General features: G+C 64.6%; 23 protein-coding genes and 2 pseudogenes. 8 read left to right on the top strand and 17 right to left on the bottom strand.

Going from position 1 to position 22,855, the window contains the following annotated elements:
* Nucleotides 1-21 precede the first annotated feature (21 nt).
* A complete protein-coding gene (locus ACQR3U_RS16100) occupies nt 22-1,455 on the bottom strand; it encodes an MFS transporter (protein WP_230810877.1) in 1,434 nt (477 codons plus the stop codon).
* Between the two features lie 190 nt (nt 1,456-1,645).
* Between ACQR3U_RS16100 and ACQR3U_RS16095 the strand changes: the two genes are divergently transcribed.
* The 3 genes from ACQR3U_RS16095 to ACQR3U_RS16085 are packed head-to-tail and all read left to right on the top strand — an operon-like array spanning nt 1,646 to nt 3,921.
* On the top strand, nt 1,646-2,938 hold the full coding sequence (locus ACQR3U_RS16095; RefSeq protein ID WP_019289463.1) for an amidase: 1,293 nt from the start codon (nt 1,646-1,648) through the stop codon (nt 2,936-2,938).
* 40 nt (nt 2,939-2,978) lie between these two features.
* Nucleotides 2,979-3,263, top strand: a complete 285-nt coding sequence (locus tag ACQR3U_RS16090) for a hypothetical protein (protein WP_230810889.1) — start codon at nt 2,979-2,981, stop codon at nt 3,261-3,263.
* A 1-nt stretch (nt 3,264) separates the two neighbouring features.
* A complete protein-coding gene (locus ACQR3U_RS16085) occupies nt 3,265-3,921 on the top strand; it encodes a response regulator transcription factor (RefSeq protein WP_033098186.1) in 657 nt (218 codons plus the stop codon).
* 10 nt (nt 3,922-3,931) lie between these two features.
* Here the strand turns inward: ACQR3U_RS16085 and ACQR3U_RS16080 are convergent, their stop codons facing one another.
* The 7 genes from ACQR3U_RS16080 to ACQR3U_RS16050 are packed head-to-tail and all read right to left on the bottom strand — an operon-like array spanning nt 3,932 to nt 9,593.
* Entirely contained in the window at nt 3,932-4,882 is a 951-nt protein-coding gene (locus tag ACQR3U_RS16080; RefSeq protein ID WP_024100995.1) for a PDR/VanB family oxidoreductase, read from the bottom strand.
* A 51-nt stretch (nt 4,883-4,933) separates the two neighbouring features.
* Nucleotides 4,934-5,686, bottom strand: a complete 753-nt coding sequence (locus ACQR3U_RS16075) for an SDR family NAD(P)-dependent oxidoreductase (RefSeq protein WP_006552106.1) — start codon at nt 5,684-5,686, stop codon at nt 4,934-4,936.
* Between the two features lie 9 nt (nt 5,687-5,695).
* Entirely contained in the window at nt 5,696-6,190 is a 495-nt protein-coding gene (locus ACQR3U_RS16070; protein ID WP_230810876.1) for an aromatic-ring-hydroxylating dioxygenase subunit beta, read from the bottom strand.
* Nucleotides 6,183-7,463, bottom strand: a complete 1,281-nt coding sequence (locus ACQR3U_RS16065) for an aromatic ring-hydroxylating oxygenase subunit alpha (RefSeq protein ID WP_033098223.1) — start codon at nt 7,461-7,463, stop codon at nt 6,183-6,185. The genes ACQR3U_RS16070 and ACQR3U_RS16065 overlap by 8 nt, the downstream gene beginning before the upstream one ends.
* 41 nt (nt 7,464-7,504) lie before the next feature.
* Nucleotides 7,505-7,993, bottom strand: coding sequence for a nuclear transport factor 2 family protein (locus tag ACQR3U_RS16060; RefSeq protein WP_230810888.1), 489 nt, complete (start codon nt 7,991-7,993; stop codon nt 7,505-7,507).
* Nucleotides 7,994-8,004: 11 nt separating this feature from the next.
* Nucleotides 8,005-8,364: a hypothetical protein gene (locus ACQR3U_RS16055; protein WP_033098189.1), complete on the bottom strand. Its 360-nt coding sequence runs from the start codon at nt 8,362-8,364 to the stop codon at nt 8,005-8,007.
* 56 nt (nt 8,365-8,420) lie between these two features.
* Entirely contained in the window at nt 8,421-9,593 is a 1,173-nt protein-coding gene (locus ACQR3U_RS16050; protein WP_033098224.1) for an acyl-CoA dehydrogenase family protein, read from the bottom strand.
* A gap of 163 nt (nt 9,594-9,756) precedes the next feature.
* Here ACQR3U_RS16050 and ACQR3U_RS16045 point away from each other — a divergent pair, with 163 nt between their 5' ends.
* A complete protein-coding gene (locus ACQR3U_RS16045; RefSeq protein WP_198162505.1) occupies nt 9,757-11,247 on the top strand; it encodes a PAS domain S-box protein in 1,491 nt (496 codons plus the stop codon).
* A 42-nt stretch (nt 11,248-11,289) separates the two neighbouring features.
* Here the strand turns inward: ACQR3U_RS16045 and ACQR3U_RS16040 are convergent, their stop codons facing one another.
* Both ACQR3U_RS16040 and ACQR3U_RS16035 read right to left on the bottom strand, forming a co-directional pair.
* Nucleotides 11,290-11,724 (bottom strand): VOC family protein, encoded by a 435-nt coding sequence (locus ACQR3U_RS16040; RefSeq protein ID WP_019289470.1) that lies wholly within the window; start codon nt 11,722-11,724, stop codon nt 11,290-11,292.
* 150 nt (nt 11,725-11,874) lie between these two features.
* Nucleotides 11,875-12,051: a hypothetical protein gene (locus ACQR3U_RS16035; protein ID WP_019289471.1), complete on the bottom strand. Its 177-nt coding sequence runs from the start codon at nt 12,049-12,051 to the stop codon at nt 11,875-11,877.
* A gap of 430 nt (nt 12,052-12,481) precedes the next feature.
* Between ACQR3U_RS16035 and eat the strand changes: the two genes are divergently transcribed.
* On the top strand, nt 12,482-13,936 hold the full coding sequence (gene eat / locus ACQR3U_RS16030; protein WP_006552114.1) for an ethanolamine permease: 1,455 nt from the start codon (nt 12,482-12,484) through the stop codon (nt 13,934-13,936).
* 30 nt (nt 13,937-13,966) lie between these two features.
* Here eat and ACQR3U_RS16025 read toward each other — a convergent pair whose 3' ends face one another.
* From ACQR3U_RS16025 to ACQR3U_RS16015, 3 genes are all read right to left on the bottom strand, one after another.
* Complete coding sequence (locus ACQR3U_RS16025) at nt 13,967-14,743, bottom strand: sucrase ferredoxin (RefSeq protein ID WP_230810875.1); 777 nt, start codon at nt 14,741-14,743, stop codon at nt 13,967-13,969.
* Nucleotides 14,744-14,872: 129 nt separating this feature from the next.
* Nucleotides 14,873-16,105: a cupin domain-containing protein gene (locus tag ACQR3U_RS16020; RefSeq protein ID WP_200886528.1), complete on the bottom strand. Its 1,233-nt coding sequence runs from the start codon at nt 16,103-16,105 to the stop codon at nt 14,873-14,875.
* Nucleotides 16,080-16,289, bottom strand: a complete 210-nt coding sequence (locus ACQR3U_RS16015) for a hypothetical protein (protein ID WP_039587332.1) — start codon at nt 16,287-16,289, stop codon at nt 16,080-16,082. Before ACQR3U_RS16015 ends, ACQR3U_RS16020 begins: the two co-directional genes overlap by 26 nt.
* A gap of 230 nt (nt 16,290-16,519) precedes the next feature.
* Between ACQR3U_RS16015 and ACQR3U_RS16010 the strand changes: the two genes are divergently transcribed.
* Nucleotides 16,520-16,771 carry a DUF6480 family protein gene (locus tag ACQR3U_RS16010; RefSeq protein WP_019289476.1) on the top strand — a complete coding sequence of 84 codons (252 nt, stop codon included), beginning with the start codon at nt 16,520-16,522 and terminating at the stop codon, nt 16,769-16,771.
* Here ACQR3U_RS16010 and ACQR3U_RS16005 read toward each other — a convergent pair.
* Nucleotides 16,746-17,120, bottom strand: coding sequence for a hypothetical protein (locus ACQR3U_RS16005; RefSeq protein WP_162483973.1), 375 nt, complete (start codon nt 17,118-17,120; stop codon nt 16,746-16,748). The two genes, ACQR3U_RS16010 and ACQR3U_RS16005, sit on opposite strands and share 26 nt — an antisense overlap.
* A gap of 101 nt (nt 17,121-17,221) precedes the next feature.
* On the opposite strand from ACQR3U_RS16005, the pseudogene ACQR3U_RS16000 reads away from it, so the two are divergent.
* Nucleotides 17,222-17,545, top strand: a pseudogene (locus ACQR3U_RS16000) (integrase core domain-containing protein); the annotation flags it as partial.
* Between the two features lie 108 nt (nt 17,546-17,653).
* Nucleotides 17,654-18,383: pseudogene (locus tag ACQR3U_RS15995) on the top strand (potassium channel family protein).
* Nucleotides 18,384-18,564: 181 nt separating this feature from the next.
* Here the strand turns inward: ACQR3U_RS15995 and ACQR3U_RS15990 are convergent.
* The 3 genes from ACQR3U_RS15990 to ACQR3U_RS15980 are packed head-to-tail and all read right to left on the bottom strand — an operon-like array spanning nt 18,565 to nt 22,840.
* Complete coding sequence (locus tag ACQR3U_RS15990) at nt 18,565-20,253, bottom strand: ABC transporter ATP-binding protein (protein WP_230810874.1); 1,689 nt, start codon at nt 20,251-20,253, stop codon at nt 18,565-18,567.
* On the bottom strand, nt 20,250-21,896 hold the full coding sequence (locus ACQR3U_RS15985; protein ID WP_230810873.1) for an ABC transporter ATP-binding protein/permease: 1,647 nt from the start codon (nt 21,894-21,896) through the stop codon (nt 20,250-20,252). The genes ACQR3U_RS15990 and ACQR3U_RS15985 overlap by 4 nt, the downstream gene beginning before the upstream one ends.
* A complete protein-coding gene (locus ACQR3U_RS15980; protein ID WP_230810872.1) occupies nt 21,893-22,840 on the bottom strand; it encodes a hypothetical protein in 948 nt (315 codons plus the stop codon). The genes ACQR3U_RS15985 and ACQR3U_RS15980 overlap by 4 nt, the downstream gene beginning before the upstream one ends.
* Between the last annotated feature and the right edge of the window lie 15 nt (nt 22,841-22,855).

Below are 22,855 nucleotides of genomic sequence, written 5' to 3'. Positions count from 1 at the left end.
CGACGATCGATCCGGCTCGGTTCAGCCTTTGCGGTGACGCGCCTGGAGGGTGCGTCCAAGGGCTTCGGGGCGGAGGAAGAGGATGCACAGCACGCCGCCGACGAGCAGGACGACACCGGTGATCGTGAAGGCTTGATGTACGCCTACGGCCATGTTGTTCGCCATCTCGGGGGTGAGGGACGTGCCCGAGGGCGGCGAGACGTACCCCGCGCGCGTCATCAGCCATCCGACGAGGGTGGGGGAGATGATTGCGCCGATCGACGCGACACCGCCCAGCGTGGCCATCATGATCGGACGCTGCCGTGCGCCGACCGCGAATGCCAGCGCTGAGGCGGTCATCGGGTAGGCGAGGCTGCAACCTGCGGCGATGCAGAGCAACGCGACGGCGGCGACACCGGAGGCCGCCTGGACCAGGATGAAGCACACACCGGCAACGAGTGCTGCGATACCGAAGGGGATCGCGATGGACCGATGCGCGTTGTATCCCCGCTGCATCAGTCGGTGACCGAGGAATCCGAGGAAGAGAAGCACGAGCGCTCCCAGGATCCAGGGAATCGTGGTGACCGTCCCGACCTGGGGCAACGAAAGTCCGACCACGGTCCCCAGGTACTGGGGCAGCCAGGTGGTCACGAACCCCTGCACCCAGAAGTTCGAACCTCCGCCGATGACCGCCGCGAGGAAAGTCAAGCTCGCGAATGCCCGCCAGAGCGAGACGGCCGGTTGTTTGTCGACATCATCCGTGGCGACTTCGTGAGCGGACTCGGCATCCGCCTCGGGGGCATCCTTGCCGGCGGAATCCTTCTTCCCGTGGCCCGCGTAGGGCCCGTCGCCGGCCAGGATCAACCAGGCGATCACCCAGACCAGACCAACGATACCGAGGACACCGAACGCCCAGCGCCATCCCCAAGCACCGATGACCCAGGCCAGGGCAGGTGCGGCGAGGACCGGACCGAGGGTCGAGCCCGCAGCGACAAGATTGGAGGGAAGCGCGCGACGTCGGGGTTCGAACCAGGAGTGGGCGGAGGTCAGTGACATCGCGGTGGCCGGGCCCTCGGCGCCGCCGAGAACGATGCGGGTGACCAGAAGGATCGCGGCGCCGCCACCGAGCAGCATGGGGAACTGCATCACGGCCCACACGACGCCCATCGTCAGGATGATCCACCGCACCGAGAACCGCGCTGCGAGAAATCCGGTAACGACCGAGACCACGGCGTAGAGGAAGAAGAACGCACTGCCGATGAAACCGAACTCGACGGCCGAGATTCCCAGGTCCGGGATCGCCTCTGACGCAACGAGTCCGAGTACAGCCTTGTCGGCGAACGCGACGATCTGAAAAAGAACGAGGAGTGCAGTGATCAACCAGGCCTTGCGGTTCATTCTGCCGAAGTCGATCTTCTTCGATGCCTTCGGATCGGAAGGATCGATGATCTTGTCCGGCGCCACGGTCGAAGCCATGAGAGGCCGCCTTTCTTGTGGGCTGGGAATGGGGCTGGAGTGAGCGGCGAGTGCTCCGTTGGTGATCGGAAGCCCAACGGTGTGGAAAACCTATGTCGCCTTGCGTCACTCGGGTAGGAGGGAAACCTTTACTGTCGGTACGTCCTTTTCCTGGGCAGAATGGGGAGGTCAGCGACTGCAGGAGGATGATGTGAACGCGCCCGTGGTTGACGTGTCCATCGAAGATCAGGTGAGGTCGGTCCGGACCGGTTCGACGACGGCGACGGAACTCGTGTCCCGAGCCAGAACGGCAATCGACGCTCAGGAACCCGTACTGCAGGCGTGGGTGCAATTGTCGAGCACTACTGCCGAGGACGTCGCGACGATCGATGCCGACCGCCGAGACCTGCCTTTGCGAGGGATTTCCGTCGGTGTGAAGGACCTGATCGACGTCGCCGGCATGCCGACCCGTGCGGGATCGCCGGTCACATCCGCCGCGGCAGCTGTCGCGGACGCGCCCTGCGTGGAACGATTGCGTTCGCTCGGCGCCGTCGTCCAAGGTAAGACCGTCACGACCGAGTTCGGTTACTTCCGTCCGGGTCCCACACGCAATCCTCATGCACCCGAGCACACGCCCGGAGGATCGTCGAGCGGGTCCGCCGCCGCGGTCGGTGCTGGCACCGTGCCGTTGGCGCTCGGTACCCAGACCGCGGGTTCCCTGACCCGACCGGCGTCCTATTGCGGCACGGCCGGACTGGTTCTCGCCCACGGCAGTACCGAGATGGCAGGAATTGTCGGCCTGAGCGACTCCCTCGATTCCCTGGGGCTGCTCACCCGCACCGTCGCCGATCTGCGTTACGTCCACGATGCGTTCCTCGGCTCAGCCGCCGCTGTTCAGTCCGGTCTTCCGGAATGTGCGTTCGTCTGGGGCGGAAGCTATCTCGGATATCTCGACCCTCCGATGATCGCTCTGCTGGGCCGTCTTCCGTCTGTTCTGGCCGGACTGGGCCTGCATTCGGAAATGCTCGACTGGGACGACCACGTGCAGACTCTCGCCGAGGACCACGCGACGATCATGGCCTTCGAGGCCGCACGCACCCGAGCTCGTGAGTTCGAACGGCAGCGGGACGATCTGAGCCCGCAGATCCGAGATCTGCTGCAGCAGGGACAGACAATCTCGGTCTCCGACCACACGGCTGCGTTGATCCGACGGGATCGCTCGCGGGAGTTGTTGGGCGAGATACTCGACGGATCATCCCTCATCGTCGGTCCTGCCGCGACCGGACCTGCACCGAAGGGATTGTCGGCGACCGGTTCGCCGATCCTCAGCCGCCCGTGGCAGTTGCTGGGCCTACCCGTGGTGATTGTGCCCGGAGCGCGCACCACTGCGGGACTGCCGCTCGGAATACAGCTCGTCGGCCTGCCGGGTAGGGAGGATGACCTGTTCGAGGTCGGGGAGAGACTCGAAGCAATTCTCCGCGAAAGTCCCCCGCTGGACGAGTGATTCGAAGACCATGCCCCTGATGACGACTGGAGAATTCTCGATGCTGAAACCGCGCCCGGTCAATCACCATCGGATGTTCCTCACCTGCTACGAGGACACCTTCAACTACGGATGGCATCACGTCGACCTGTTCGTCCACGACGAGTACGGACGCGAGGTCAACTGGGTGCATTGGACCGTGGAGGCGGATGGACCGGAAGCGGCCGACGTATCGGCCCGTCGTGAAGAACCCCTGCTCCGCCGCACCACCGACTGGGAGCCGAAGACAAGCGCAGTCGGGGCTCCGTACTGGACTGCCGAAGCAGCGTGGGATGCGGACAGCTGACATGGCCGAGCATGTGACCGGCAACGATGCGCCGGCGTCCGAGGCCATCGTGTACGTCGTCGACGACGATCCAGCGTTGTGCGATTCCGTCGACTGGATTCTGGAGAGCATCGGCATCCGACCGGTCATCTGCCACAGTGCCGATGTCTTCCTCGATGTCTACGACGGCACGCATCCCGCTTGCATCGTGCTCGATGTGCGCATGCCGGGCATGAGCGGCACGAGGTTGCAGGAGCGGATCAACGAGTTCGCGCCGCATGTGGTGATCATCTTCGTTTCGGCGCACGGCGACATCAGGATGTCCGTCTCGACGCTGCAGAAGGGCGCCATGGATTTCCTGGAGAAGCCGTACGATCCGCAACGGCTGCTCGACGCGGTCCAGTCCGGCGTCGAGCGCGCTCGGACGCGTTTCGCGGAGCATGCTGCACGCGTAGCGCTGCGGGAGAAACTCCAGGGGCTGACGCCGCGTGAGCGGCAGATCCTGGCCTTGGTCGTCGAAGGCCTGCCGAGCCAGAATATCGCCCGCAAGCTGGGGATGAGCGTGAAGACCGTCGATGTCCATCGGGCTCGGATCAAGAGCAAGACCGACTCCGACAGTATCGGCACCTTCGTTCGGGACCTCCTCCGCTACGGCGTAGAGGTCCCGAACGAAGCCTGACCACGGTCGATCAGTAGTAGTCGAGGACGAGTCGCTGCCCTCTCGTGCGCGACACGCACACTGCCATGACTTCCCCGGATTCCTTCTCGGCACGGGTGAGCACGTTGTCGCGGTGTTCGGGCGAACCCTCCAGGACCTGCATGATGCACGTTCCGCAGATGCCTTCCTGGCAGGAGGTGTCGACGTCGCAACCGTTGTCCTGGAGGACCTCGACGATGCTCTTATCGGCCGGAATCCGATAGGTCTCTCCGTCCAGCTCAACTTCGAATGCGGCGTTCGCCGACGCGTCGGGCTGCTCCGAGGCGTGGAAGTTCTCGAGGTGGATGGCGTCGGGGGAGACGTGCTCACGCGCGACGGCAAAGACCTTGTCCATGAACCCGGCCGGTCCGCACGTATAGATGTGAGTGTGTGGAGGCAATTCGGCCAATTCGTCCTTCAGGACATGCTCCTGGGCCTCGCGCGTCACTCCGAGATGCTGATGTAGCTTGTCCGGGCAGCGATCGTTCAGCAGCGGCAGGAATGCCGCTTCGGATTCGGTGCGGGCGAAGTAGTGCAGTTCGAAGCTGATGCCGTGAACGTCCATGTAGCGGGCCATACTCAGCATCGGAGTGATGCCGATGCCGGCGGCGACGAGCACGTGGTGCTGTGCCTCTTCGGCGATGGCGATCAGGTTCCGAGGCGTGCTGATGCGGAGGGTGTCGCCGACAGAGAGTTCGTGCAGGGCAGCGGATCCACCGCGTGAGTTCGCCTCCTTCTTGACGGCGAAGACGAACGAGTCCGGTGCGTCCGGGGTGCTGCACAGCGAGTACTGACGTGTGATCGCTGTCGGGCCCTCGACGTCGATGTGTGCGCCAGGCAGGTACGGACCCAGCGGTGACCCGTCCGCCTTCACGAGCGTGATCGACTTGACGGTCGGTGTTTCCTGGGTGATGTCGGAGACGATGACGTCGATGAGTGTCATGTCAGGTTCTCCTCGTGTAGCGACGGGTGCGGGCCGATAGGGATGGAACGCTCAGCGCAGATACAGGCCGCCGTTGATGTCCCAGCAGGCACCGGTGACGAAGAAAGCGTCGTCGGAGATCAACAGCGCGACGGTGTCAGCGACGAACGATGCACTGCCGAGTCGCCCGACCGGAATACCGGCAACGATGCCGTCGAGTTTGTCGGCCGGAACCGTCTTGCGGACGACCGGCAGATCGTGTGGGCCCGGGGAGATCGCGTTGACCGTCACGCCTCGCGCGGCGAGTTCCCGCGCGAAGATCTTGGTGGCGGTCAGGATCGCACCCTTCGACGCCGCGTAGTGCCCGCCGGTGGCGGTGCCGCCGTTCTGGCCCGCGAGCGAAGCCATGTTGACGATGCGACCGAATCCCTTGTCGGCCATCGCCGCTCCGAACACCTGACAGCCGAAGAAGACGCTGTTGACGTTCGTGGTGAGCACGTCCGTGAACTCGTCTTCACCGAGTGTCATCAGGTCGGCCGCGCGGGTGACCGCGGCGTTGTTGACGACGATGGTGGGCGTGCCCCACAGGTCTTCACAGACTGCGAGGCCTTCCTCGAAGGCCGCCTTGCGGCCGACGTCCAACTTGATGCCGCGGGCTGTGGACCCGTCGGGGGACAGTTCCGCCGCGAGGGCGTCGACCGCGGCGGTGTCGAGGTCGGCGAGGAGCACCCGCCGGCCGTCGGTATGCAGTTTACGGGCGATGGCGGTGCCCATTCCGCCGGCGGCTCCGGTGACGACCGCGATACCCGGGGCATGAGGATTCATGGCGGCCTCTCAGAGCAGATAGCCGGACGCGCTGACCGCGTCCTCACTGTCGATCAGACGGATCACCTTGAGCGCGATCCTGTCGTCGCCCTCGTCGTCGAACACGATCGTGTGCGTCAGATCCGCGCCGAGGGTCAAGAACTCGTTGCGTTTGAAGGCATTGACGATCTGCGCCGAGCGGAGGGTGACCGAGGTATCGGTGCGTTCCTGCACGGTGAAGCGGGAGATCACGCGGACGGTGCGTGCTGCGGCGACCGCGGACGGCGAGTAACCCTGGAGCATGCGTTGGACGCGCAGTCGGCGCATCCGTGCATCGTCGTAGACCATGTTGAGCGAGGACGCGAAGTCATCCGTGTCCGGGTCGATGGGGATCACGTAGATGCCATCATCGGTGTACATCTGCTCCCAGGACTTGTAGTCTTTCGCGTCGAGGGCCTCGGCCTCCTTCCACACCAGTTCTACGGCACGCAACACGCGGGGATCGGTCAGGCTCAGGTCAGTCATCGCTCATCAGCTTCTTCCACATTGCGTAGGCCTCGCGCATTCCTGTCTCGTCGGTGACATGTGAAGTGGGCCAACCTTCTTCGGTGAGGTATTCGCGCCCCTCGCCGCGGTTGACGAGGATGGGCATGTCGGGATTGCCGCCGGCACCGATCTGAACCCGGGTCCAACCCTCCGCATCGTCGGGGCTGCCGAAGCCGAACGGGCCCTGGAAGTGCTCGTGAATACGCAGACGCTCCCGGTTGACGGATTCAGGGCCGCCGTCCATGCCGATGGCCATGTGCCAGATCTCGGTCTCGTCGACGGAGATGGGAATCAAGACCCGGAAGAACGACGAGGACATCGCCACATTCGGAAAAGTGTTGAGGTTGAACCCGCAGCCGTGCATCGAGCGCATGTAGCGACGGATCCGCTCCGGACTCTCCCCGGCCTCGGTGAGTTCGTCGACGAGATGCTGGAAGCGTGGCTGGATCTCCTCGGTGCCGTCGTCAATATCGAGGTCGACGTGGGCAGCGGCCATGATCGCGACGCTGTGTCCGTTGCCGAGCGAATGTGTCTCGGCGGCCGGATCGTCCATGAACGACATCATGTCGGCGGTTTCCGCGTCGACGGAGGCCATCCATGACTTGTGCACCATCGGGAAGTGGTAGCCGTCCGTGGTGTTCTCCAGTTGGATCTTCCAGTTGCCCTTGAAGCGGAACTTGTGGACGCCGAGCACCTTGGTCGGCAGTCCGTTGCTCTGCTTGAAGAAGCGCTCCATCCAGAGCTTGGCGTCACCGAGGAAATCCTCGAGGGATTCGGCGTCCCGGTTGAAGGTTGCCCAGATCATGCCCAGGTAGCTCTCGGTGCGCAGCGTCTGGAGGGGGAAGTCCTTCTTGTCGATGACTCCCTCGTAGCCGTCCGGATAGGGGATACCGCGCAATCGACCGTCGAGAGCGTAGGACCAGTTGTGGTACGGGCACGTGAAGCCGTTGGCCTTGCCGCTGCGCTGGTCGCAGACGGTCGCGCCGCGGTGCCGGCAGCGGTTCAGGAGGGTGTTGAAGTTTCCCTTGCGGTCACGAGTGACGATCACCGGCTGATTCCCGACCTGAGTGGTCTTGAACGAACCGGGCTCAGGGATCTCGCTCTCGTGCGCGACCCACACCCACGTGCGGTAGAAGATCTTCTCCATCTCGACACGGAAGATCTCCGGGTCCGTGTAGAGTCGTCCGGCGACCCGATCGGTGCCGACGAGATCCCCGTAATTGTTCTGGATCGAATGTTCGATCGTCGTCATGTGTTTGCTTCCTTCGAACTCGTCACGTGCGGGTGTCCGCATCAGTGCAGATGACTCATCGCGTCGATGGGCAGGGGTGCCGCGAACATGCGCTGGGTGCGGAATCGGTGTATGCGGGCCGTGATGTCCGCCGAGCGGGAGATCTCGAAATCGATCTCGAGTCGGGCACACAGCAGTTCGGCCGTGCCGTCCGTGTACAGCGACAGTTGTTGCATGATCCATCGACCGTGAGCACTGTCGCGCTCGACCCGGATCCGTTCGCTGCCGAGCAGATGCGTGTTGCGAACGAAATGTTCGGCTGGTGGAAGATATCGAGAGACCAGAGCGACGATGTCCTCGCGCCCGTGAGCGATCCCGAACTTGTCTGTGTACTCCGATCCGATGCCTTCCCAAGTCGCATTGCCGGTGAACAGCGCGCCGATCTGTTCGGGATGCTCCAGGGAACCGGGGACGTTGCACAGGTCCATGTAGCGCATCAGGCATAGCCGGGCAGCGTCCTTGACTTCGAGCGCGGACAGTCGGTCCGACATGTCGGTCACGTCTACACGTCCACGTCGTCCCGAATGGTCAGCTCACGACCCATACGAGCTTCGATCTTGAAATACCTCCACAATGCAAACTCACCGATCATGGTGGTGCGCAACAGGTTGCACGCGTTCTTCACTGTCTCCTGGTCTTTGACGTCGGCGAGGACGTAGCACGTCCACGGCCACCCATCGGACGGTCCGACCATGTGGGCGTCGTCGTCGAAGGTGCCGATGACGTCGACGCCGTCCATGCGCTTGAGATCGGAGAGCATAGTGGAGATGCCGACCCAGACCGGACCGATCTCCGCCTTGGGGAGATCGAAGAAGTTCTGGTTGTTGCCGATGCAGAACAAGGTGCGCAATGGTTCGGGCACGACAGGTGTCCTTTCGGTCGGGTGAGCCTTGCGGGCTCGCACGGTCGGAGAGGCGATCAGGGGAAGCTGGGGATATCGGCGTCGAGACCGAGCAGAATCGAACCGGCGGCCTCGAACGTGTTGGTCTGCAACATGGCGTGCTGGGCAGGAACGAGCGCATCCTGCAGATATCGCTGGAGAGGATGACTGTCGTAAATCGCGCCGGTGCCGGCGAGATCGAAGGCCGACAGCACCACGGTGCGACCGACATGCGCGGCATGTGTCGCTGCCAAGCGGAGCATCGCCCTGTGTTCGTCGGAGATCGGATCGCCCGCAAGCGCAAGACTCCACACTTCGTCGGTGACCTCGTAGAAGAATGCACGTGCCGACCGCAGATCGGCCTCAGCCCTGGCCAGACCGATCTTGTAGGCGGGACGGTTGCCCTTGGCGGCACCGCCGGTGATGCTGGAACGCGCTGCACCGACCTCCTGCACGTAGTCGAGGGCACCGCGCGCTGCTCCGAGCGTGACCACCGCGAGCACCTGCGCGGCGTAGGGAAGCATCGGGTAGCGGGTGATCGGTTCGTCGACTTTCGGTGCGCCGCCGCGGACGAAGGTCATCTCTTCGGGCACGAAGAGTTGGTCAGCGCGTATCGAGTGCGAGCCGGTGGCTCCCATGCCCGCCACGTCCCAGTTCTCGACGATCTCGACGTCCGCTGGATTCACCAGCGCGGTGAGAGGCATGCCGTTGGTGTCCGGGCCGCCGGCGAGACCGATCCCGAGGATGTCGGCGCCTCGGCAGCCGCTCGCGAACTGCCACAGCCCGCTGCACAGATAGCCACCGTCGACCTTCTCGGCTTCCTGCATGGGGAACAAGCCGCCGGCGTAGGCGATGTCGGGGCCGTCAGCGTAAATCTTCGCCTGGGTCGCGACCGGGAGAGCGGAGAAGTACACCAGCGACGATCCGAAGCTGGCGACCCAGCCCGTGGCTGGATCGATCGCAGAGATCCGTTCGACGAGGTGCATGAAGGACGACGGCGCCATCGGTTCGCCACCGAACTGTGCCGGCGTGGATGCCCGGTACAGTCCGGCCTGTTTGAGCAATGCGATGTAGTCGGGGGGTACGAAGCGTTGCTGGTCGAACTCGTCGCGCCGGTCGCGGAGCACTTCGAGCGCGTGCTCGAACGCGCGATCCCGCGCCGGACCCGCCGGCGCTGCCTCGATCCGTTCGGTCGTGCTGGGGATGGTCATGCCGTCTCCGTTTCGGTACGTGTTCGCGCTGATGAACACGCTATGGACGAGCCGGTTACGGCGGTATCGGGACTTTCTCCCGAGGCCATAAAGTAATTCCCAATGGCGGTGACGACGTTGCGCGTCGGACGATGGACCGTCCTGCTCCCGGAGGTGTTGATCGATGTTCCCTACCCGACGTGACTTCCAGGCGATGGCGGAGCGAACGCAGACCGGCATCCTGATCCACGAGGCTGCGTCGAAGAACATCCTGTGGGCCAATCCCGCTGCGTGCCGGATGTTCGGTTTCACGCTCGAGGAGTTGCGGCCGCTCAAAGCGCACCACATGAGCAGTCAGGAACGTCAGTATCGCCGGGCGCTGGGAGTGGCGTGGCTGCAGTCCGCGGTCGTACATGGATCGAGTCGGCGGCAGTGGAAATATCGAACCAAGGACGGGATGGACTTCCTCACCGACGCCAACGCGTCCCTGGTGCAGTTCCAGGACGGTCCGGTGGTGATGGTCGAGTTCCGCAACATTTCCGATGAGGTGGAGATCCAGCAGGAACTCAGCTGGGTGTCGCAGTCGTTGCAGCGGATCATGACGCACACCTCGGCCGGCATCCTGGTGCTCGACGACGGCAACTGCATCGACGACATCTCACCACTCGCGGCGCGGTTGTTCGGCTCGACCACCGAACAGTTGATGGGGGCCCACCTCGAGGACCTGGGGCGATGCGATCCCTCGCTGGATTCCGAGCAGGTGGTGTCGAAGCTAGCGTCGGGCACCGGATCGGTGAAGATCCGGCAGAAGATCGAGAAGCCGGACGGCCGCGTCACCTGGCTCGCCGGTGAGCTCGAGGACGTGGTGCACGACGGCATGGTCTCGCGGGTGCTCGTGATCCGGGACGTGACCGACCGCGTCGAGTTGGAGCAGCGCCACGAATACCAGGTAGCGAACCTGCAGTATTTGAGCCGCTACAACGCGATGGGTGACATGGCGATGATCCTGGCCCATGAACTCGGGCAACCACTGGCGGCGTCGTCGAACTACCTGCGTGGTCTCCAAACGCGCGTTGCTGGTGGCACTCTCGACCGCGATCAACTCTCCTACGGTCTGGACATGGCGGAGAAGCAGTTGAGCCGTGCTGCGGAGATCGTGGCGTCGGTCAAACGGTATGTGCGGCGCATCGAATCGACGTCGTCGGCCATCGATCTCAACGACGTGATGGAGGAGAGCCTGTATTTCGTTCGGTTGCGCGCGGCTGAACGGGGCGTGCGGGTGGTGGTCGATCGGACCGTCGAGAGCTTGCCTGTGCAGGGGGAGAGCGTGTTGATCGGTCAGGTCATCATCAATCTGTGCTTCAACGCGATCGACGAGATCGTCCTGCCCACAACGGAGGCGAAGGAATTGAGGGTCACGACCTGCCGTGATGGTGACTGGGCATGCATCCGGGTGGCCGACGAAGGCCGAGGCATGGAACGAGCCCCGCGAAATCAACTCGTCTCAGGGGCGTTCTCCGCGAAGCAGGACGGCTCCGGGCTCGGCTTGATCGTGTCGGAGCACATCGTCGAGCGTCACGGCGGCGACATCGAGTTCTCTCCGAACGAGCCGCGGGGAACCGAGGTTCGTCTGCGGCTTCCGATCGTCGGTGGCACGCCATCGGTAGGTGTGTAGCGCCGTTCCTCGATCGCGACACCACCGGTTGCCGCGCGTCCTTCAGTCCAGACAGAACTCGTTGCCTTCGATGTCCTGCATGACGATGCAGGACTCGTCGACGCCGTCGGCGTGCAGAACCTTCACCTGCGCAGCGCCGAGCGCGACCAGCCGGTCGGATTCGGCTTGCAGAGCAGACAGGCGTTCGTCACCCTCCAAGCCTGTCCCGACGCGGACGTCGAGATGCACCCGGTTCTTCACTACCTTTTCTTCGGGTACTCGCTGGAAGTGCAGCCGTGGCCCGGTACCGGTCGGGTCGGCGCACACGAACGCGCGTCCCTGCGACTCTGTGGGCAGGCTTGCGTCGTAGTCGGTCCATGTCGCGAACCCGTCGGGCGGCGTGGGCACCTCGTAGCCGAGAACAGCGCACCAGAAGTGCGCGAGTCGCTCGGGTTCGGTGGAATCGAACGTGACCTGTACCTGCCTGACCGATGCCATGCGGGCCACCCTAGGGAGCAGTGCCGGACCGAGCAACCGCATTTTCGGACGCGATATCGCACTCGGTCGTCGAACCGAAGGTCGATGGCGGGCATCGATTCTCGCTACCACGGACGTGGACACCGACAGCTGACGGTCGTATCCGCAGTCTCAGTGCTCGTTCACGGGGTAGGCGAGGGTCTCGCGAGTCAGATGGAACAAGCCGGGCATCAGCAGCGCAACGACGATCACCACGACCACCTTGTCCATGGTCGGCAGGAGCGCGATCGCCAGACTCGGAGCTCCGACGCCCAGTCCGGCGACCGCAACATTGCGCCCTGTCTTCACCCGGGTACGCCCAGTTGCCGAGAGCAGACCTTCGGATCGGCGTACGACACTACGATGAGCCCGCTACACCACCGATGCGCCCCATCCGAACGCAGCCACGGCCACGATCGCTACCGCCCAGCGGCGCTGTCACTTCGAATCCTCCACGTGTCGTCGGTTGGTAGAAGACCGCTTGCAGGCTACGTAACCGTGCGTTCCATTACAGGCGCGCAACAGAGTTGCAACAGTCTTCTCCGATACTCGAGAAACGAACAGACACCCTGTTCGCCCGGGAGGATGCTGGATCATCTGAGTTACACGGCTGCACTCCATCTCGTTGCGCGATTCTCCACGACCCCGGGGGGTAGCTCATGAACACCGGCAGCTGCTCGCGCGACGTTCCACCTCGGCGTGACGCCGCCGTACGAACCGATCGCCTCAGGGAGACGGAATGGCAGTCGTAGAACCATCGAAGAGTTCGAGGACCCGCAAGCACCACGACGGCGCCGACTTCCACGCCGAGAAGAGCGAATACCTCGAAAAACGTTCACTTCGTAAAGGAACCGCCGGGTGGGTGCTCCTTGCGGGACTCGGTGTCAGTTATGTCATCTCCGGTGACTACGCCGGATGGAACAACGGACTCGCCGAAGGCGGATTCGGCGGTCTGCTCATCGCCGGCGTGGTCATCGCGGGCATGTATTTCGCGATGGTGCTCGGGATGGCGGAATTGTCGTCGGCCCTTCCGGCCGCAGGGGGCGGATACACCTTCGCCCGCCGCGCGCTCGGCCCCTGGGGCGGATTCGCCACCGGTACGGCCATTCTCATCGAGTATGCGATCGCACCGGCGGCCATCGCGACGTTCATCGGCAGCTATGTCGAATCGTTGAACATCTTCGGGATCACCGACGGATGGTGGATCTACCTCGCTGTCTACGCCATTTTCATCGGCATCCACCTCACCGGTGCGGGCGAAGCGCTCAAGGCGATGTTCGTCATCACCGCCATCGCACTTGCCGGACTCGTGATCTTCGCAGTCTCTGCGGTGGGACTGTTCGAGTCCGACAATCTCACGGACATCGCGCCGACCGATGCCGTCGGCGCCTCGGGCTTCCTGCCGTTCGGTTACTTCGGTATCTGGGCCGCGGTCCCGTTCGCGATCTGGTTCTTCCTGGCGATCGAGGGCGTTCCTCTCGCTGCGGAGGAAGCTCGTGAGCCGGAGAAGAACGTGCCGCGCGGCATCATCTCCAGCATGCTGGTGCTCTTGCTGACCGGAGCGACCGTGCTGTTCCTGGCGACCGGTGCGTTGGGCGCCGAGGGGTTGTCGACCTCGGGCAACCCGCTCGTCGAGGCGCTGGGTGACGGGACAGCGGCGAAGGTCGTCAACTACATCGGGCTCGCCGGGTTGATCGCCAGCTTCTTCTCCATCATGTACGCGTACTCGCGGCAGACTTTCGCGCTGTCCCGGGCCGGCTACCTGCCGACGAGCCTGTCGGTGACGAATTCCCGCAAGGCACCCATGCTCGCGTTGATCGTTCCCGGCGTGATCGGTTTCGTCCTGTCGCTGACCGGTGAGGGCGCGATGCTCCTCAACATGGCGGTCTTCGGTGCCGCCGTGAGTTATGTACTCATGATGGTCAGCCACATCGTGCTGCGCGTCCGCGAGCCCGGGATGCGGCGTCCGTACCGCACACCCGGTGGAATCGTCACGACATCGTTCGCGCTGGTGATCGCTGCGGCCGCTGTGGTGGCCACCTTCCTCGTCGATCCTGTTGCGGCTCTGTGGACGTTCGCCGCGTTCGCTGCATGCATGGCTTACTTCGGTCTCTACAGCCGCCACCACCTCGTCGCGAACTCCCCGGACGAGGAGTTCGCGGCCCTCGCGAAGGCGGAGGAAGAGCTGGGGTGACGACCTGCGGCCGATTGCGCGGCCGTCCGCTCACACCGCGCGGACCGAGGTGGGTTCGTAGAGCATGACGGAACCCGTCGGCGCTCCACGGCAGGTCAATCGGCACGGGGGAGTGCGGTGGGCCTGCAGTTCGACGTCGACACGCTCCGGGTGCGGTGCACGACCGGCGAGCCGGACCCGCCAGCGATCACCCTCGCGCACACTCTCGGCGATCACGTAACCGCTGCGCCCGGCCGGACCGAAGCGTCGGAGCGTGGCGGCGAGCGCGGCCTGCTGAGGCGGAGACATATCGGTGTAGCCGCGTAGATGGTGGTGATGGATCCGGTCGAAGAAGTGTTCCTCGATCGTGAGGACGGACGATTCGGCGTCGAGACCGCCGTAGTAGACACCGTCGGGTACGACGACGACGTTGGCGGCGAACCGGTCTCCGCCTACGTGCGAGCATTCCCAGACCTGATCGGGCCAGCGCTCGGCCAGAGCGCGCGCGACCGGCCGTCCACGCACGGCGCAGCACGGATCGTGGTGACCGTGAGCGCAGACCAAGAGGACGGAGGGGCCACCGGGGTCGCCGGGAGTCTCGAGGGCGGTGACGATCTGTGTCAGATCCTCCTCGCGATCCCACGTTCCCCATTGCTGACGCACCGTGCCCGAGGTCTCGCGGCGGAGCACCGCCCACTGGTCGTGTCCTCCGCGGCGACGACGGCCCGGGCGCTTGACCAGCAGTATGCGTGCGCGAGCCGCCTGCGCGGCGGAGAACACGGCCGTCTTGGTCGCGGCGTCGAGATCGAGCCCCTCGAACCCGTTCACCGGCCATCTGCCCCGATATTCGACGAGGATCCAAACGAATCCGCGTGGGGCCGTGCCGGCCATCGGATCACCCCGCTGTCGGGCACTGTCTGCGCAGAAGAAGCGTTCGGCTGAGGCCACAGTGCACCGTCACTGTTCCGCGGGGACGAGGATCCCTGCGCGCAACAGCCGTTCGACCAGGTCGGTCCCGAGGGTTTTCGTCGGGTGGGATCCGCCGTCGAGCAGGCGCGTGACAGACGGCATTTCATCGTCCGCCACGGTGACGCGGCCGACGCGCGTGACCAGGTGTGAACCTTCCAGACGCGCATACAGCGCGCTGCGGAGTTTCACCGTGGTGTCGGGGCCGAGATCGTGGACGGCGGCGAATTGGGCGAGCGGCCCCAGCGGTGCCGGACGCGCCTGCTCCCGCCGGGCACGATGGAACAGGGAGGTGACGTCCGCGTTGGCAATTGCGGCGATGAGATGCTCACGGACAGCGGTGACCTCATCATTCGGGTCGTCGATGCCCATGGGCAGTGCGCCGCGCATCCCGGGATCGTCGCCGAGCGCAGCGAGTGCCGCTCGGGTCAGATGTTCGGCGAGTGCGTGGCGCGTCCACGTATGGATGCCGACGGTGAGGTGGATCGAGATCTCCCCTCGGGCCTCGGCGGCATGGATCCAGCCTCGCGGCAGATAGAGGCAGTCGCCGGGTTCGAGCACCGTGTCGATGCACGCCGGCTCTGTCGCGGCTCGGGCGACAGCGGGGCGATGATCGGTCCAGGGTTGATTGCGTAGCGGCGCCGGGTGGACGGGCTCGTGGATCACCCACCTCTTCGTTCCCTCGATCTGCACGACGAAGACGTCGTGGACGTCGTAGTGGTGGCTGAACCCCTGGTTCCGAGGTGGAGTGATGTACGCGTTGACCTGGACGGGATGTCCGAGTTCGTCGCTCAGAGCGGTGCCGAACTGCGAGATCGGTTCCCATGTGCGGTGCAGTGCCTGCAGGACGAGGGTGGCACCGTCGGCGAGGTTACGCCAGAGCATCGTGTCGTCGAGTTGGTCGGAGATGGTCGCTCCGACACCACCGGGGGAGGTGAACGACGAGTCCGGCAGTGTCGTCCCGTCCTTGGCGACGCGAAGAAAGGGCGTGCGAAGTCCTCGGCGTGAGATGAGTTCGTCGACCGCCTCGACGGAGAAAAGATCGGCGAATGTGCCGGCGCGACGCGTCAGCAGTGGTGCCCGCCCCCAGATCTCGGACGCGAACTTCTCCCGACCGATGTCGATCAGGCGGGTTTCCAGGACTCCGGCGTCCGTTTCGACGCCGGAGTCCTGGGTGCGGTGCGAGGAGTCCTCACCCTCAGCTGCCTCCGTCGGCTCCGCCATCGGCTCCTCCGTCAGCCCCGCCGTCGGCGCCCTCATCGGCTCCGCCGTCGCCACCGCTGTCGGCGCCCCCGTCGGAACCCCCGTCAGCTCCGCCATCGTGAACGCCCGGGACGCCGGCTGCACCGCCGTCCGCCGGGCCCTCCTCACCTTCGTCCTTGTTCGGATCCTGCTGTGGGTCGGTCATGATTCCTCCCGAGGTCAAAAGGCTTGGGAGCAGCGGTGTTACCGGCTCCCGGAGCCTGCAGCGGTGTATTGTTCGGCCGTTGTCAGCTTATCCCGGCGTATCGGCGGCCACGTCGATTCCGGGATCATCGAACCGTTGTCCCAGACGTTGTAGCCCGCGCACTCGCAGGTGCGGCGCTGCGAAGAAGAAAAGTCGACGCGTTGCTCGCCGATAATCGGGTACAGGAGAGTATGGCTGACGAGAATCCCGACGCGTCCGAGTTCGACCCGCAGAACCCTGATCCCGCGAACACTCCTGGTCTCGAACCCGGAGGCGGGGTGTCGCCCGGAGATACTCCGCCCGCCGAGACTGCTGTGGGCGGTCCGCAACACGAACCGCCGCAGCGCCGCAGTGCCGGGGCCCTCATCGCCATCGCGATCGTGGTGATCGTGGTCCTGGTGGTGGCCGTCGGTCTGATCATCCGAGCAGTCGGGCTGTTCTGAGCGCGCGACGAAACGAAGGTGAAGAGGTAGTTGAAAAGCGAACTGCCTCCCGGTAGTAGAGAGGGGCGTGGACCGGTCGCATCACGCCACGAAGGCGATAGCACGCCGCCGTATCAGTCGACTCGATGCGACGGCGGGTTCGATCGGTCCTCGAGAACGCCATGACGATCATGTCGGTCAGCGTCGTGACAAGACCCTCATGGTCGTCCGAGAGCGAAGTGATCGCCCCGGCGTCGGAGTCCCTGCTCATCTGCGCTGCCAGTTGACCGTCGAGATCGGTGACCAGCGACATCCACCGAGCGTCGAGCTTGTCGTCGTAGTTGACTGCCTGCAGACCGGCGATCAACAACAGGCCACGCAAGGTGCTCGGCTGGCGAACCCCGGCCGACGTCTTCGCCGAGCAGCTACGCTCCCTGCAGTAGCCCGGTGTTGCATCGACCGGTTGAACTCGCCCAGTATACGGCTCTTCGGTTCGAGGAAACCATGTTCCTGCAAGGGATTCGGCCGTCGATAGGGTCGGTGGCCGATGCCTACGATAATGCCCTCGCAGAGACGACGATCGGGCTCTACAAGGCCGAGTGCATCGCCGACGATTCCCCGTTCCGCAAGGGCCCGCTGCGCACTGTCAGTGACGTCGAGGAAGCCACCTCGGCGTGGGTGCACTGGTACAACACCGGCCGGCTCATGCACCGCCTTGGGCGGATCCCACCGGCCGAGTATGGAGCCAAGTACTACGCTGAACACCGTGCCGATCAACCGGTCGCACACAAATGACAATGTGTGCATGAGACTCGGGATGGTTCAGTATCAGGGTTACGTAGACGCTGATGACCATGCCGTGGGTAGCGCTTTTCACCGTCCGATCGACAGATCCGACCGTCGATGCCCAGTAGATTGCGGGTGCCGCTGCGACGCTCGGATACCCTCACCGACCGTCCGACTTCGCTCTGGTCGGGGTGCTGCGGGTCCCGGAGGAACAGACCAGCCCGGGCCGGGCGATCGTGCGCCGCATCGGTTACGCCCTGGCCGCGCTGACCGCGGCGGTGATCGTGGTGTATCTGGGTCGGGACGGCTACCGCGACGTACAGGACAACCCCGTTGCCGCTGTTGGATTGCGTCTACTACGCCACCGTGTCGCTGTCGACCACCGGCTACGGCGACATCACTCCGCTCACCCCGCAGGCGCGGCTGGTAAACATCCTGGTCATCACGCCGCTGCGAGCGTTCTTCCTCATCGCGGCAGGGTCTGGTGACCGTACAGGGCTCGGCCACCAAGTCGGATGTGTTGCACTTGGCCGGGGCCATGTGCTGCGCCAGTCTGGTGCCGATACGGTCGTGGTGTCCGCTGAGACGGGCGGGCCGGTTGCTGGGCCTGGCCCCTGCCACTCCCACGGTGATGGAGATGATCGAGGACCTGTTGACTCCCGAGGATGGGTTCGCCGTCTCTGAACGCGGTGTGGAGCCGCACGTGCTCGGCCTTTCGCCGCGGGAGCTGCCCGTCATCGTGCTCGGGGTCGTCCGTTACGGACGGCTGATCCGGGTGGGTTCTCCCGAGCTCGGCGTCATCGTCGCTGATGACAGATTGCTGTATCTGCGCTTGGTGGCGAACTGACCCCGCCCGGACCAGATCCTGCGGCAACCGCAATGGGAACTTCGATGACGATGCACTGTGCGGTGATGAGACGGGAATCTGGGACCCCGCCGTCCGGCGATCAGGGGCTGAACCGGGTCGACCATAGAGTCGACTGCGCGGCGCGCATCGCCGCGCGGCCGAACCACGAGCTGATCGTTACCTATCGTGCCGGTGACGCGATGGCTTCACTTGCAGATCGGATCGGGACTACCCGGTGCATGCGCTGAAGGGTTTCGTCCCGGTGCGAGGCAATTACAACGGTGCCCGGGTAGTTGGCAAGAACACCGGAGATCGCGTGTTCGGTCTCGGGATCGAGGCTGGCAGTGACTTCGTCGACGAGAAGGATCCGCGGCCGACGAACAAGCGCTCGGGCAAGGACAAGGCGCGCCTGCTGCCCACCGGAGAGAGTGATCCCTCCCTGCCCGATCTCGCTGTCGAGACCGGCCCACCCGTCCGCTTCGACGCGTTCGAGTATCCGGAGAAGTTCGTCATCCGAAACCGGGCCTGCCCCGCGGAGCAGGTTGTCTCGCACGGTGCCATGGAACAGTGTGGTCTCCTGATCCACCAGCGCGACGCTCTGCCGGAGCGCAGAATCGTCAACGTCCTGGAGCGGAACGCGCTCGCCGTGATCGTCGAACAGCTCGATCGTTCCTGACAGGGGTTCCCAGAGCCGTGCGGCCAGCGCGATGATCGTGCTTTTGCCCGCTCCCGAAGCCCCGGTGAGACCGACGTGTTCTCCCGGTTGCACTTCGACAGACCAGCCACATACCGCCATGGCACGGTCATCGTAGGTAAACGACAGGTTCTGGATTCGCAGTCCGAGCGGCCCGTCGGGGATCGCGCGCGGGCAGGGCGGCTCGGAAACAACCGGCTCGCGCCGGAGGACGTCGTGGACGCGTCCGGCGCTGGCCGTGAGGGGATGGAGCTGCGTGAGCGTGGTCGCAGCGTCAGAGACCGCCGAGACACCGGCGAGGGTGAGAGCGACCATCGAGGGGAGCAGCGCAAGCTGCAAGTTTCCGGTCGCGGCGCCGCCCAGCGCTCCGGTCGCATAAGCACCGACAAGGACGACACCGATGATGGTCGTGGTGACGAGCGCTTCGCGGAGTCCGGTAACGAATTGTGTCAGCTTTCCCTGGTGCCGGGTGACGTCGGTAGCCCGCTCCGTCGTGTTAAGGGTGTCAGCGACAACCTTGCTTTCGAGTTCGTAGGAGAGGACTTCTCGGAGCGATCCGAGTGCATCGACGATCTGCGTCGAAAGGTCTGCGCGCAGTCGCTGCTCCGCATCACCCAGCTGCTGGATCCGGTGTCGCGCGACCAGTGCGGTGGCCGCGATGAGTACAGCTCCGGCCAGCATGATCCACGCGGCGGACGGCAGGAAGATGAACGCCGTGGCGAATGAAGAGATGAACACCGTGAGTGATGTGGCGATTTGGGCGAGTGTGTGTGCGTAGAAGAACTCGAGCTTTTCGATGTCGTCCATCGCGACCGCGGCCGCGCGGCCCGAGTGTTCACGACGGCGTCCGGGCACGCTGCGTGCGTACGAGTCGAACAGCGCCATGCGCAGCCGAGCCAGCACCCGGTAGGCAACGGCATGCGAGACGTTCATCTCCTGCCAGGTCAGAACAGCGCGGACCAGCACCAGAACGGTTACAGCAACCCACCACGTCGCGCCGGGGACGGTGCGTTCGACGACCGTATGTCCGATACCCCAGGCGGTGAGAACGCCCAGCGCAGCAAGGACGAGGGCGCTGGCTGTGCCGGTGAGATAGCTGGCGAGCATGCCGCGGTATTCGGGGCGCAGTGCGGGAAGTAGCGCGCGGAACGCATGGAGGGAGCTGCGGATGCTCAAAGAAGTTTCCTTTCCAGCCGGCCGTGCTCGAGCCGGAACTGCTCGTTGACACCGGACAGGCTTTCGGGCCGGTGCGTGATCATCACGACGATCCGATCTGCCGCAGCATGTCGGAGCGTTTCCATTACCTCAGCGGCGCGTGCGGGATCGAGCGCACTGGTGGGCTCGTCGACGAGGAGCACCGGACGCCGTGTCAGCAGGGCGCGTGCGAGCGCGAGACGCTGCCGCTGACCGCCGGACAGGCTCAGGCCGGCTTCGGCGACGCGGCTGTCGAAACCGTACGGTAAGGCCAGAATCTCGTCGAGGATGCCCGCTGCCCGGCACGCGTCCACAAGGTCGGCGTCCGTCGTTTCGCCTGTGACGGTGAGATTGTCGCGGATCGTTCCGCTGAACAGGACGGGGCGTTGCGACACGACGGCGATGTCTCCGGCGCGCAGGGACTTGCCGTCGAGTTCGACTGTGCCCGACTCGGGTGTCAGGAAGCCGAGGAGCACGTCGAACAACGTCGATTTGCCGGCCCCGGACGGACCGATGATCGCCGTGAGTGCGCCCCGATGTGCCGTCATATCCAAACTCTCCAACACCGTGGTGTCGGAGCCTGGGTAGCGGTATCGCAGTCCTCGAGCTTGCAGGCACTGTATGTTCCTGCCGGACCTTCCGTGTTCGACGACACACGTACCCGAACCGTTGTCGGGCGAATCGAACGCGCCCAAGCGGTGCAGGCCGGGCACCGCGGTCAGCCCCAGGAACCCGGCGTGCCAGTAGCGGGACAGGTCACGGATCGGGCGGAACGCTTCCGAGGACAGCAGAAGAATCAGGTAGACCTCGAACGCCGGGGGTTGCCCGGTCGCGGCGTGGACGATCGCCGTCATGACCGCGGCGACGGTACCTGCCTGGATCGCGAAATCCGTTACGCCGGTCTCTGCCAGGGACACTCGCATCACCCGTTCGGTTGCCGTGCGCAGCGCCTCCGATCGCTCGTGCATCCGCTGCCGGGTGCTGGGCACGTCGCCGAGTGCACGCAATGTCGCCATGCCTCGAAGCGACTCGAGCAGGTCCGCGCTCAGTGCTTCATAGGAGTCCCAATGCTCGAGGCCCCGGCGCGACATCATCGTCTTCCACGCAAGCGGTCCTGCCAGAGCCATGACCACGGCGACCGCGACCCACAAACCCGACCAGGGGTTCAGTACCGCGAGAGCAACGACGATGCACGGGCATGCTATGAGGATCAGAGCAACGGCAGGGATGTACTTCGAGACGTACGTGTCCGTCCCATCGATGCCGTCGCTGAGCGCGACGCGAACGGAGCCGTCGCGGGTTCCCGCATCGTGCAACCGTTCTGCGGTCAACGCCGACCGGATTGCTCGATGCCGCAATTCTCGACGAACCAGGCCTCCGAGACGCGCCGAGACCGAATCTTGCGCCACCACCAGCAGCACTCGCGCAACTGCGAGCCCTGTGACAGATGCCAGCGCGATGATCACCGTAGGGCCGGTGCCCTGGAGCGTCGCGGTCAGTGCCCACGCGATCGCGACCGCTTGGCCGACATAACTGGCGAACACCAGCAGAGCAAGCAGCACGCTCCCGGCGAGCAATCCGGAGAAGTGCCTCGCTTCACGCCACAGCTCGCGGACAATCATCATTCGGCCTTCTCCTCCTTATTCTCGACGCCGTCGAGCATTGCCACTGCGTGCATCGTCCAGCTCTCTGCCGCAGCAGGGATTCCGGAGACAGGCCGGCATCTCACTTTCTGGGACAGCGCGGCGTCGTAGCACAGCCGGGCGGCGGCGCGATGGGCATGCCAGAGGGCGTCGTAGATGGTCTCGGCTGAGGCACTCGGGATGATCTTCCATGTCTCGATGCGGTCGGCATGGGCAATCCAGGCCTGGCCTGCGAGTTCGGCGAGGTGTGCGGCGTTGGTGTCGCGGACCGGATTTCTTACGAAGTCGGCAAGTTTCGGTGAGCGTCGCCGCCCAAGAGCATGTCTCCGCTGTGAGGCGATGTCCCAGTTGCTGGGCAGTTCGATGGAGACGAGCGGAATCTCGGGTACGAGGCCCCGAGAGAGCCAGGCGGATGTCTCGGTAGCAGGTGGCACGCCGAGTTGTGCACGGATCTCCGGCCCTGGGCCGAAGACGGTGGGGAAGTCCGTGTCGAGAAGAAAGCGCACCGCCTCCAGCGCATATGCGGCATCGGCGATCCACAGCGGCCACGCGCGGTGCCGGTATCGGCCGAAGCTACGGCCTGGCTGCACACTGAACACCAACCGCGAGCCCGGGGAAGGGCTGCGCGGTAGTTCCCAGCCCGCCGCGGTTTCCCTGGCGTTGTCTCTGCGAAGAAGCTGTCCTTTGTCGTGGTCGTACGCATAGTGGCCTGGATCGAGGCCGTCGGTTCCATCCCCGCCGACAATCACGTGAGTATGCACCGCGTATGTCGCGCCGGCTGACGGGATGGGCCGGCGCGCGATACTTGTGACGCTGCCGTCGTCGCGGAGGTGCCAGTCGCCCGGGTACCACAAGGCGCAGAGCAGCTCTTCGATTCGTCCTTCTGTGGGAACACATGGAGTACCGAATCGGCGCCACGGGTTCATCCGCGGTCCTGGGGG

This window comes from Rhodococcus sp. IEGM1339, assembly GCF_050321925.1.
In the GTDB taxonomy this organism is placed as follows: Bacteria; Actinomycetota; Actinomycetes; order Mycobacteriales; family Mycobacteriaceae; genus Rhodococcus; species Rhodococcus pyridinivorans.
This window is presented reverse-complemented; position numbering and strand designations above follow the sequence as displayed.

Coding starts and splice junctions, on each gene's coding strand:
- ACQR3U_RS16065 (WP_033098223.1), bottom strand. CDS start 7,463: ATGACGACGATCGAACATTCGATCCAGAACAATTACGGGGATCTCGTC.
- ACQR3U_RS16010 (WP_019289476.1), top strand. CDS start 16,520: ATGGCTGACGAGAATCCCGACGCGTCCGAGTTCGACCCGCAGAACCCT.
- ACQR3U_RS15985 (WP_230810873.1), bottom strand. CDS start 21,896: ATGATGATTGTCCGCGAGCTGTGGCGTGAAGCGAGGCACTTCTCCGGA.
- ACQR3U_RS16015 (WP_039587332.1), bottom strand. CDS start 16,289: ATGACCGACCCACAGCAGGATCCGAACAAGGACGAAGGTGAGGAGGGC.
- ACQR3U_RS15980 (WP_230810872.1), bottom strand. CDS start 22,840: ATGAACCCGTGGCGCCGATTCGGTACTCCATGTGTTCCCACAGAAGGA.
- ACQR3U_RS16040 (WP_019289470.1), bottom strand. CDS start 11,724: ATGGCATCGGTCAGGCAGGTACAGGTCACGTTCGATTCCACCGAACCC.
- ACQR3U_RS16060 (WP_230810888.1), bottom strand. CDS start 7,993: ATGTCGGACCGACTGTCCGCGCTCGAAGTCAAGGACGCTGCCCGGCTA.
- ACQR3U_RS16075 (WP_006552106.1), bottom strand. CDS start 5,686: ATGAATCCTCATGCCCCGGGTATCGCGGTCGTCACCGGAGCCGCCGGC.
- ACQR3U_RS16080 (WP_024100995.1), bottom strand. CDS start 4,882: ATGACACTCATCGACGTCATCGTCTCCGACATCACCCAGGAAACACCG.
- ACQR3U_RS16045 (WP_198162505.1), top strand. CDS start 9,757: ATGTTCCCTACCCGACGTGACTTCCAGGCGATGGCGGAGCGAACGCAG.
- eat (WP_006552114.1), top strand. CDS start 12,482: ATGGCAGTCGTAGAACCATCGAAGAGTTCGAGGACCCGCAAGCACCAC.
- ACQR3U_RS16100 (WP_230810877.1), bottom strand. CDS start 1,455: ATGGCTTCGACCGTGGCGCCGGACAAGATCATCGATCCTTCCGATCCG.
- ACQR3U_RS16020 (WP_200886528.1), bottom strand. CDS start 16,105: ATGGCGGAGCCGACGGAGGCAGCTGAGGGTGAGGACTCCTCGCACCGC.
- ACQR3U_RS16090 (WP_230810889.1), top strand. CDS start 2,979: ATGCTGAAACCGCGCCCGGTCAATCACCATCGGATGTTCCTCACCTGC.
- ACQR3U_RS16085 (WP_033098186.1), top strand. CDS start 3,265: ATGGCCGAGCATGTGACCGGCAACGATGCGCCGGCGTCCGAGGCCATC.
- ACQR3U_RS16070 (WP_230810876.1), bottom strand. CDS start 6,190: ATGACTGACCTGAGCCTGACCGATCCCCGCGTGTTGCGTGCCGTAGAA.
- ACQR3U_RS16050 (WP_033098224.1), bottom strand. CDS start 9,593: ATGACCATCCCCAGCACGACCGAACGGATCGAGGCAGCGCCGGCGGGT.